The following is a 10,112-nucleotide window of genomic DNA, read 5'->3' as shown; positions in this document are numbered from 1 at the left end:
TGAGGATCGGCAAGGTCAGGTTTTTCGCCCTGTTCCTGGCCGCCGTTCGGTTCTTCACCAATGCCTCGCGGGCCATGCGCAGGTCCTTGAGATCGTTGAGGGTCGGGCCTCGCGCCGGCCGCGCCTGAAGTTCGAGCAACGCCCCCATGCGGGCGAGCATCGCAGCATCCAGCCGGTCGGTCTTGGCGAGCCTGCCGGTGGCCTCGGCAAATCGCCGCGCCTGACGCGGATTGACCTTGACCAGCGCGAAGCCCGCCTCTGCCAGCCTGTGCTCAAGGGCCCGATGATAGGGACCTGTCGGCTCGTAGACGATACGCAGCTCAGGCCGCTCCAACCAGCCGATCAATGTCCTATGGCCACGGCTGTCGTTGGCGAAGCGCCGGCTCACACCGTCGCTCAGCCTGTGGACGTCGAGATGGTCTTTCGAGATGTCGACCCCGATGCTATCGTTCATCATCTTTCGCTTGTCCTGTGCTTGTCATCCGGAGCCGAACTCCGGGTATCCGTTCAGGCCTCAAGGGAAAGACGAGGGCGATCCGACTCTAGCTCGACCCATCAAAAGGTCCGCAATTCCAACGATCCGACCCTCGCCGCTGCGGGAGGGCGGCGACCCTCCCGCAGCGGTTCCGTTCTGACCTGTTCGGCAGCCAATGTCATAAGACAAGCAATTCCAGGAAAAGTGCGAAACGGTTTTCCGTCCGGAGTTGCGTAATTTCAAAGACCTAGATCACTTCATTGTTTCGATGAAACAATGAAGTGAGCTAGGCCGTAAGACCGGTCTTCGCTCACGCTTGAAAGCGCCGCAAGTCGATTGACCTGCGGCGCTTTTCGCGTTGATAGGTTGCGCCGTGACTCGCCTATCGTGAACCGGCGCGCGGACCTGGCTCCACCATCTTGCGATAGATATGCCATGTGGCGTGGCCGAAGATCGGCATGATGACGGCAAGACCGACGAAGACCGGGATCGAGCCGATCACCAGACCAGCCGCGATGATGAAGCCCCAGAGCGCGACGGGTACCGGATTGACGAGGGTCGCGCGGATCGACGTTTCCACCGCCGCGACGGCGCCGACATCGCGATCGATCAGCAATGGGAAGGATACGACCGTTGTCGCGAGCACGATGACGGCGAAGACGAAGCCGACGGCGTTGCCGACGAGGATCAGGTTCCAGCCCTGTTCGGTACCGATGATGCCATTCCAGAAGGCAGCGATCGAAGCCGGCGGTTCGGCCCCGAAGATTTGTACGTAGAGCGCCTGGGCGACCAACAGCCAAACAATGAAGACCACGAAGAGCATGGCGGCAACGGCCATGATCGATGGCAAGGCTGGAGAGCGATGCAGGCGAAGCGCATGCGGCCATGAATAGTCCATGCCGAGTTCACGCCGTCGACTGATTTCGTAAAGACCGATCGCCGCGACAGGGCCGATCAGGGCAAAGCCCGAGACCAAGGGATAAAGCAGCGGCAGCATGTTTGCGCCTGCACTCCAGGTAATCAGCACGGCGCCGGCAATCGGGTAGATCAGGCATAGAAAGACGTAGTGCGACGGCTTTTCGCGAAAATCTTCAAATCCGAGACGCAAGGCGTCGAACACATCCGAGACACCAATCTTCTTTATCCCGGGGTGGGCGACACTCGCATCCGCCCCCGACAGAACATGGAATGTTGTCATGGCTCACTCCTCAACGAACTAGAGCGGCCGCGGAACAGAGATGCGACGAAACAAAGTCGCACCAACCGCGACCGTCATGGCGATTATACAGAAAATGAAGGCGCTGTCGCCTGCTGCCTGTTTCTCCAGGTCGTCACCGATCCAGGGATGAAAACATCCAGTCCTTCGAGGTGCTGCTGCGACCATGGCGCCTCTCAAATAGCGCACGGCGTTGCAGGTCTTGACTTCGGCCGCTTTCAGCGCCACATCGCGGCCACTATGAAAGTATCCGACGCCCATATCCTCATTGTCCCTGGCTACACCAACTCCGGACCGGAGCACTGGCAGACCCGCTGGGAGCGCAAGATGTCCACCGCGCGCCGCGTCGAGCAGGCGGAGTGGGCAAAGCCCGTGCGTGAAGATTGGGTGGCGCGCATGATCGAAGAGGTCAATGCGGCGGAAAAGCCGGTCGTCATCGTCGCCCATTCGCTTGGCGTCGCGACTGCGGTGCACGCCCTGCCCCACTTCAACAAGCCGATCGCTGGCGCCTTCCTGGTAGCACCTCCGGATGTGGCCAATCCGACGATCCGCCCGAAGCATCTGATGACATTCGGCCCCTATCCGCGTGATCCCCTGCCGTTCCCGTCGCTGATGGTTGCAAGCCGCAACGATCCTTTCGGTTCCTACGAACACGCAGACGATATCGCCAAGGCCTGGGGTTCGCTGCTCGTCGACGCCGGCGAATCGGGCCATATCAACACCGAGTCCGGGCATGGCCCCTGGCCGGAGGGAACGATGGTGTTCGCTCAGTTCCTGAGCCGCCTGAAGCCCTGATGCTTCGCCGCCCCGGTTGACGGCTGCTGCGACTTCCCATTAATCCGACGTTCATTGTCCGCGGTCATCATCGGTCGGCATGGCAACGTGACTCGTCGTCAAAGGGCGTTGAGCGCTGTCGAATCTTGATTTGCAGCCTGATTTCCGGCTCCCGTGCCTTGGAAATGCGGCCGCAAACGCTGGACATGGGATAAGTGGCCGTCAACGAAGGTCTCACCAAAGGTGCGCGTGGTGCGCCAGCGAATTCGGATGTTCTCACGCAGGCCGCTCTGGAGCGCTTGCCGGCCGGAGCAATCATTGCCAATGATCTGGGACGGATCATAACGACCAACGCGCGCGCCGGCGAACTGCTGCTAAGGACACCCGCTTCGCTCCGCAAAGCCCTTCTCGCAGATCTCGTGCTGGATGAGGACCGGCCGCTGTTGCCGGCGCGGAACACCTTGGCGCCCACGACGACCGCGTCCACGACGCTCCGTTTCGAAAGCCTCTCCGGTCCGCTGCCGATGCTTGTCTCCTGGTCACCCGTGCTTTTTGCCGACCAGGACGCCTTTCTCCTGTTGATGCTCCCCGCCCATGAGCTCGTCGACGAAATCGCCGGTCTGCGCAACGACGAAACCCGCTGGAAATATGCGCTCGACAGCGCACTTGAAGGCGTGTGGGATCACGACTTCGAAACCGGGAACCTGTTTTACTCCACCACCTGGAAGCGGCTTCGTGGCCTGCCCGACGATGCCGAAGTCGACGGTAGTCTTGAGACCTGGATCCAGAACGTCCACCCCGACGACCACGCGCATGTGCGTGCCGCAATCGAGCGGCAGGATTCCGGCGAGGCTGTGTTCAACACCTTCGAGTACCGCGAGCGCCATGCGGACGGGCATTGGGTCTGGATCGAGAGCCGTGGCGCGTCCGTTGCCTATTGGCCGGATGGCAGACCCTCTCGCATCATCGGGACGGACACGGACATCACGGCGCGCAAGGAGGCGGAGGCCCGTCTCGAAGAGGTCTCTCGCCGCCTGAGGCTCGCTCTCGGCGTTTCGAAGATCGGCGTGTTCGACTTCAACCTCGACGCCCAGAGGGACGACTGGGACGAGCGCATGTTCGAGATCTACGGCCTCGACCCAAGTGATGGGCCGCCAAGCTCCGAAGCCTGGGAGAACACGCTGCATCCCGACGACCGCGACAAGGTCATCGCTCGGACCAACGAAGGCATCACTTCCGGCAAGCCTTACAGCAATGCCTTTCGGATCGTGCGCCCGGACGGCACGATCCGGCATATCCGCTCCAATGCGGCGACCTATATCGATCATCTCGGAACGCGAAAGCTCATCGGGGCGAACTGGGACGTCACCGAAGACATCGCTTTGCAGGAGGACTTGCGCCAGGCCCAGGCTTCCGCCGAAGCGCGCAACCGCGAGCTCGAGCTGGCGCGGATAAGGATCGAATACAACGCCCTGCACGACTACCTGACGGATCTGCCCAACCGGCGCTACCTTGACCAGATGCTGGCGGAAAACGTCGCGGTCAACGCCATCCTGCATATCGACCTCGATCGTTTCAAACAGATCAACGACACGCTTGGGCACCAGGCTGGTGATGCCATGCTGACCCATGCCGCTGCCATCCTTCGCGCGCACGCTCGACATGACGATTTCATTGCCCGCATCGGCGGCGACGAATTCGTCATTCTCTGCCGCCGCGGTCGCAACCTGCCGCAGCTCTCCGAGCTTGCCGAGCGTATCGTGCACGCCTTCCGTCGCCCCATTCCCTACGAGGGCCAGCTCTGCCGCCTGGGCGCGAGTATCGGCATTGCCTGGAAAGGGCATGACGATTTCGATGCGAAGCAGTTGTTGATGAATGCCGACATCGCGCTCTACCGGGCAAAGAGCCTCGGCCGGGACCGGGTCGAAGCCTTTTCTGAGCAGATCCAGACACAAATTCTGACGGCCAAACGAATCGGCGACGATATTCGCCAGGCGATCGAGGAAGGGCAGTTCACGGTTTACTATCAGCCGCAGTTCGATGCGCGTTCGCTCGAGATAACCGGTGTCGAGGCTCTGGTCCGCTGGAACCATCCTGAGCGCGGGGTGCTCGCCCCCTTCCATTTCCTGAAGGTCGCGGAGGAGATCAATGTCCTGCCGGCCATCGACCGAAAGGTCGTGGAGCTCGCCTATGCCGACTTTCAGTCCTGGCGGCAGTCCGGCTTCGCCATTCCCAAGATCTCGGTCAACATGTCGTCGCCGCGCCTGCGTGATCCCGGCCTGATCGCCGACCTGCGTGATCTGCAGATCGCCCCTGGCGTCCTCTCGTTCGAATTACTCGAATCCATCTTCCTCGACGATCCGGAAGATGAAATCGCCGAGACCATCTCGGCCCTCGGCGCGCTTGGGATCGAGGTGGAGATCGACGACTTCGGCACCGGGCACGCCTCGATCATCGGCCTGCTCAATCTCAATCCGGCGCGGCTCAAGATCGACCGGGCGCTGGTCGGCCCGATCACGGAGAGCCCGAAACAGGCCAAGCTGGTCCGCGCGATCATCGACATCGGCCATTCGCTCAACATCGAGGTCGTCGGCGAAGGCGTCGAGACCTGGGAGCATGCAGCGATGCTGCGGGATCTCGGCTGCGATGTGCTGCAGGGCTACGCGCTGGCCCGCCCGATGGATCGTCTGGAGCTTGAGCGGCGCTTGCGGCGCGGATGGAAGCCGGTCTTCGGCACGGAGGACAAATAAAAACGCCCGGCTTCATGGCCGGGCGTGAATGGTCGGCATTGGTGCCTGAAGGCTTACTTGTTCTGGATCTGCTGGACGGCTTCGCCGAGAAGCTCGAGCATCCGCAAGCGGATCTGATCTTCCGTCTGGGCAACGCCTGCAGCGTCAAAGTCGGCCTTGATCTTCCGGACAACGTCTTCGTGGCCGGCCTCTTCGAAGTCGGCAACCACCACTTCGTTGGCGTAGGCGTCGGCGTCGGCCTTGCCGAGCAGACCGGCAGCCCAGAGACCGACAAGCTTGTTGCGGCGCGCTTCAGCCTTGAACTTCAGCTCTTCGTCCAGCGCAAACTTCGCCTCGAAGGCCTTTTCGCGATCCTGCATCGTCGTCATCAATCGATCTCCCTGAAAATTCCATGCCGGAAACAGTTATCGCCATAAACCAAAACGGAGGTCAAACTGCAATGCGTAGTTTTCCGGTTTGATGACTTTCATGTTACCCTCCGTATGGTTCCTGAAATCGCCTTCGATTCAAGGACTACATACGTCGCAGCGCCCAAAGTGACACGGCGACCTTGACGCGTCCAGGTAGAGACGCGCGGGCGCCCTATGCAAATCAGGGGACGGGAAGATACGCCGATTGTGAAATCCGTTCTTTTCAGTTATGGACCCCGAGAGATATTCCATGCGCGCGACCCAAGAGCGCCAACAACCACAGAGACAGAATCCATGAATCGTCGCCGCCGTATCTACGAGGGCAAGGCCAAGATCCTCTATGAGGGTCCAGAGCCGGGCACGCTCATCCAGTTCTTCAAGGACGACGCGACCGCCTTCAACAAGAAAAAGCATGACGTCATCGACGGCAAAGGCGTGCTGAACAACCGTATTTCCGAGTACATCTTCACGCATCTCAACAAGATCGGCATCCCCACGCACTTCATCCGCCGCCTCAATATGCGCGAGCAGTTGATCAAGGAAGTCGAGATCATCCCGCTCGAGATTGTCGTGCGCAACGTTGCCGCCGGCTCGCTGTCCAAGCGCCTCGGCATCGAGGAAGGCACCGTTCTCCCCCGTTCGATCATCGAGTTCTACTACAAGGCCGATGCACTGGAAGACCCGATGGTCTCCGAAGAGCACATCACCGCCTTCGGCTGGGCAAGCCCCCAGGAACTCGACGACATCATGGCGCTCGCCATCCGCATCAACGACTTCCTTTCGGGCCTGTTCCTGGGCGTCGGCATTCAGCTCGTCGACTTCAAGATCGAGTGCGGCCGTCTGTTCGAGGGCGACATGATGCGCATCGTGCTCGCCGACGAGATCTCGCCGGATAGCTGCCGTCTCTGGGACATCGAGACCCGCGAGAAGCTCGACAAGGACCGCTTCCGCCGCGACCTTGGCGGCCTCGTCGAGGCCTACCAGGAAGTCGCCCGCCGTCTTGGAATCATGAACGAGAACGAACCCGTGCGCGGCACCGGTCCGGTTCTGGTGAAATAACTTTCGGGGAAAATCAAAGTGATCAAGGCACGTGTAACCGTGACGCTGAAGAACGGCGTTCTCGATCCGCAGGGCAAGGCAATCGAAGGTGCGCTCGGCGCACTCGGCTTCGACGGCATCGGCCAGATCCGTCAGGGCAAGGTTTTCGATCTGCAGATCGAATCCACAGACAAGGCCAAGGCCGAAGAAGACCTCAAGGCGATGTGCGAAAAGCTGCTCGCCAACACGGTGATCGAGAACTACAGCATCTCGTTCGCCTGATCGATCAGGCATGAAGATCGGTCCGTGCCTTCGGGCGCGGATCCAGACGTTAAGAAACGCCGAAGCAGCACGAACGCCCAACGGAGCGGTGCTGCGATCGGGAGATGCCTGGCTCGTCGGGGTGGGGCATCAAGATTTGATCTCGCCGCTAACGGAGACAGAGATATGAAGTCAGCCGTCGTTCAGCTTCCGGGCCTCAACCGCGACCGCGACATGATCGCGGCCCTCACCAAGATTTCCGGCAAGGCTCCGGTCACCGTCTGGCAGACGGAAACGGATATCCCCGATGTCGATCTGATCGTCATCCCGGGCGGCTTCTCCTATGGCGACTATCTGCGCTGTGGCGCGATCGCAGCGCGCATGCCGGTCATGCAGGCGATCAAGGCCAAGGCGGAAAAGGGCGTCAAGGTTCTCGGCGTCTGCAACGGCTTCCAGATCCTCGTCGAGGCCGGCCTCCTGCCAGGCGCGCTGATGCGCAATGCCTCGCTCAAGTTCGTCTGCCGCGAGATCAAGCTCGAAGTGGTCAATGCCGAGACCGACTTCACCCGCGCCTATTCGAAGGGCCAGATCATCCGCTCGCCGGTCGCCCACCACGACGGCAACTACTTCGCCGATGCCGAGACACTGAAGACGATCGAAGGCAATGGCCAGGTGGTGTTCCGCTATGCCGAAGGCACCAACCCGAACGGCTCGATGAACGATATCGCCGGCGTGATGAATGCCGAGGGCAACGTGCTCGGTATGATGCCGCATCCGGAAAACCTGATCGAAGCGGCTCATGGCGGCTCCGACGGCCGCGGCCTCTTTGCGTCTGCGCTCGAAGTAATCGCCGCTTAACCAACCGGCTGGTAGAAGGCATCCGATCCATCCCTGAAATGCGAGCGAGACCGTCGATGCCTTCATTTGTTCCTGCACGCCTGGCCGGCCTTGCCTGCGCAACGTTTGGCCTGGCCCTCCTCGCTTCGTGCCAATCGCCGAAGCCGCCGGCGCCGAGCCCGAACACGGCGGCGCTGCCGACCATGGAGCGCGTGGCGCTTGGCGCCAACGGCTGCTGGTTCAAATCGGGCGATTCCGAATTCAAGTCCTATCGCCTGGCGCCGGAGCTTAATTCCTTCTCCGGCCGCCCGCGCATATTGATCGTGCCGCGCAAATCGCCGGAAGCACGCCCGCTCGCCGTCGTTCAGGCCGAGGGCAACCCGGCACGCCTGCAGGCCTTCGGACCGTTGATGAGCGAACCCGTCGGCACGCGGATGGGCGCCGATATCAAGCGCTGGGCTGCCGGCGGACAGGGCTGCAAGTAGACCCCAGTCAAATTGGCGAATTGACCAATGGCCGCCGACCTCAAAGGGCGTCGGCCATTGTGCATTGTCGGACAGTCGTTCTAATCCGAGCTAGCGCCAGAACGGGACAATCGACTCCTGGCGGGCATCCTTTTCGGAAACACCGATATCTTTAAGCTGCCACTCGCTCATTTCGCCGAGCGCCATCCGGCTGCGCCGCTTGGCGGCCAGTTCGCAATAGAGACCCCACAGCCGCTTCAGGAGACTTTCGCGTTCGTCCGAATAGTCGCCGCCCAGCAATGTGCTGGTGCGTTCGACGGACTTCGCTTCCGAGCGGGACAAACAAATTGTATCGATTGTACTCATTGATAACCCCAATGCAGCGATTGCTATCGTTGTATCGGTGATAATTGACATATTTCGCGCTGTAATCTAAAGAATTGTCACTATGACAAGTTGGCTCCCAGACATTCAGCAGGGTCACGGTCCGCTCTATGCGCGGATTGCTGACCAGATCGAACAGGCAATTGGCAACGGGGCCCTGCCCGTCGGCGCCAAATTGCCCCCCCAGCGCAACCTCGCCTACGACATCGGCGTGACAATCGGCACGATTGGACGCGCCTACAATATCGTGCGCGAACGGGGACTGGTGAGCGGTGAAGTCGGTCGCGGCACCTATGTGCTCGATCATCCCGAGAGCCGTCCGCCGGAACAGGCGGATCCGCTGACGACCTCGCTCGCCGGCACCCGGCCGCTCGTAGCACCTGCCGGTAAGTTGAGGTTCGACAGCACAGCTGCGCCCGATATCGGCCAAGGCACGGTCTTGAGCGAGGTGCTTGGCGAGATCAGTCACGACCACCATGCGGACATCGCAAGCTACGCCCGCAACTTCCCGGACCATTGGTTCGAGGCGGGTTGCCTATGGCTGGCGCGCGGCGGATTCCGCCCGAAGCCGGAAAACATCGTGCCGACGCTCGGTGCCCATGCGGGTGTGGTTGCCGTCATCACTGCGGTTACCGCGCCTGGCGACCGTATCGCTTTCGAGACGCTCACCTATTCGCAGGTGAGCCGCAGCGCCGGTCTGGTCGGTCGCCGGACGACGCTGGTCGAAAGCGACGAGTTCGGGATGATCCCCGAAGATTTCGAGCGCGTCTGCGCGCAGCAGCATCCGAAGCTCGCATTCCTGATGCCGAGCGCCCAGAACCCGACCGTCGCCGTCATGCCGCTTGCGCGCCGCCAGGCGATCGCCGACATCGCCCGCAAATACGGCGTCTGGCTCGTTGAGGACGATCTCTATGGCGCCATGACCGGTGATCAGACGCCGCTCTTGGCCGAGCTTGCGCCGGAACGCACCTTCCTGGTTGGCGGTCTTTCGAAGTCGGTCGCTGCCGGTGTCCGTGGCGGCTGGGTCGCCTGCCCTCCGCATTTCAGCCAGCGTATTCGCATTGCCCACAAAATGGTGAGCGGCGGTTTGCCGTTCATTCTCGCTGAGCTCTGCGCGCGCCTCGTGCTTTCCGGTTCGGCTGCAATCCTGCGCAGCAAGGGCATTGAAGAGGTGCGCGCCCGCGAGGCGATGGCCCGCGAAATTTTCGAAGGCATCGAGTTCACCTCGCACCCCTGTATTCCGTTCCTCTGGATGAAGCTGCCCGATCCGTGGCTCTCCGGCACCTTCAAGCAGGCTGCCCTGCAGGAGGGCGTGCTCGTCGACGACGAGGACGAGTTCAAGGCTGGACGAACCGATCGCGTCTTCCACCGCATTCGCATCGGTTTTTCCTCGCCGCCGGACCGAGCCCAGGTAAGAGCAGGTTTTCAGGCGCTGAAGCGGCTTCTCGACAGCGGGCGGGCGGGCTACGACAGTTTTGAGTGACTATAGAAATCCACGGGGTG

Annotated in this window: 11 protein-coding genes; 7 read left to right on the top strand and 4 right to left on the bottom strand. The window is 61.3% G+C overall.

The genetic code is table 11. From position 1 onward, the window contains the following. Together AC070A_RS32160 and AC070A_RS32155 are read right to left on the bottom strand one after the other, a co-directional pair. The coding region (locus tag AC070A_RS32160) for an IS110 family transposase (protein WP_494773627.1) at positions 1 to 457 on the bottom strand (457 nt) is incomplete at its 3' end. A gap of 400 nt (positions 458 to 857) precedes the next feature. Next, positions 858 to 1,673 carry a DUF2189 domain-containing protein gene (locus tag AC070A_RS32155; RefSeq protein ID WP_057248964.1) on the bottom strand — a complete coding sequence of 272 codons (816 nt, stop codon included), beginning with the start codon at positions 1,671 to 1,673 and terminating at the stop codon, positions 858 to 860. A gap of 258 nt (positions 1,674 to 1,931) precedes the next feature. Between AC070A_RS32155 and AC070A_RS32150 the strand changes: the two genes are divergently transcribed. Further along, positions 1,932 to 2,486, top strand: coding sequence for an RBBP9/YdeN family alpha/beta hydrolase (locus AC070A_RS32150; RefSeq protein ID WP_057248963.1), 555 nt, complete (start codon positions 1,932 to 1,934; stop codon positions 2,484 to 2,486). Positions 2,487 to 2,680: 194 nt separating this feature from the next. Further along, positions 2,681 to 5,215 (top strand): EAL domain-containing protein, encoded by a 2,535-nt coding sequence (locus tag AC070A_RS32145; protein WP_113737214.1) that lies wholly within the window; start codon positions 2,681 to 2,683, stop codon positions 5,213 to 5,215. A 53-nt stretch (positions 5,216 to 5,268) separates the two neighbouring features. Here AC070A_RS32145 and AC070A_RS32140 read toward each other — a convergent pair whose 3' ends face one another. Continuing rightward, on the bottom strand, positions 5,269 to 5,583 hold the full coding sequence (locus AC070A_RS32140; RefSeq protein WP_057248961.1) for a DUF1476 domain-containing protein: 315 nt from the start codon (positions 5,581 to 5,583) through the stop codon (positions 5,269 to 5,271). 336 nt (positions 5,584 to 5,919) lie between these two features. Here AC070A_RS32140 and purC point away from each other — a divergent pair, with 336 nt between their 5' ends. The 4 genes from purC to AC070A_RS32120 all read left to right on the top strand — a co-directional run bounded on the left by purC (position 5,920) and on the right by AC070A_RS32120 (position 8,246). Further along, the gene (purC, locus tag AC070A_RS32135) at positions 5,920 to 6,684 is read left to right on the top strand and encodes a phosphoribosylaminoimidazolesuccinocarboxamide synthase (RefSeq protein ID WP_057248960.1); all 765 of its coding nucleotides are present in this window, start codon (positions 5,920 to 5,922) and stop codon (positions 6,682 to 6,684) included. 18 nt (positions 6,685 to 6,702) lie between these two features. After that, positions 6,703 to 6,945 carry a phosphoribosylformylglycinamidine synthase subunit PurS gene (purS, locus tag AC070A_RS32130; protein ID WP_113737215.1) on the top strand — a complete coding sequence of 81 codons (243 nt, stop codon included), beginning with the start codon at positions 6,703 to 6,705 and terminating at the stop codon, positions 6,943 to 6,945. Between the two features lie 165 nt (positions 6,946 to 7,110). Beyond that, positions 7,111 to 7,782 (top strand): phosphoribosylformylglycinamidine synthase subunit PurQ, encoded by a 672-nt coding sequence (gene purQ / locus AC070A_RS32125; RefSeq protein ID WP_058324126.1) that lies wholly within the window; start codon positions 7,111 to 7,113, stop codon positions 7,780 to 7,782. A gap of 56 nt (positions 7,783 to 7,838) precedes the next feature. Further along, positions 7,839 to 8,246, top strand: a complete 408-nt coding sequence (locus AC070A_RS32120; protein ID WP_113737216.1) for a hypothetical protein — start codon at positions 7,839 to 7,841, stop codon at positions 8,244 to 8,246. 90 nt (positions 8,247 to 8,336) lie between these two features. On the opposite strand, the gene AC070A_RS32115 is transcribed toward AC070A_RS32120, so the two are convergent. Then, positions 8,337 to 8,642: a DUF1127 domain-containing protein gene (locus AC070A_RS32115; protein WP_492384614.1), complete on the bottom strand. Its 306-nt coding sequence runs from the start codon at positions 8,640 to 8,642 to the stop codon at positions 8,337 to 8,339. Positions 8,643 to 8,673: 31 nt separating this feature from the next. Between AC070A_RS32115 and AC070A_RS32110 the strand changes: the two genes are divergently transcribed. Beyond that, positions 8,674 to 10,092: an aminotransferase-like domain-containing protein gene (locus AC070A_RS32110; protein WP_058328254.1), complete on the top strand. Its 1,419-nt coding sequence runs from the start codon at positions 8,674 to 8,676 to the stop codon at positions 10,090 to 10,092. Positions 10,093 to 10,112: the final 20 nt, after the last annotated feature.

The sequence above is a fragment of the Ensifer sp. GW101-20A05 genome, assembly GCF_059424735.1.
This window is presented reverse-complemented; position numbering and strand designations above follow the sequence as displayed.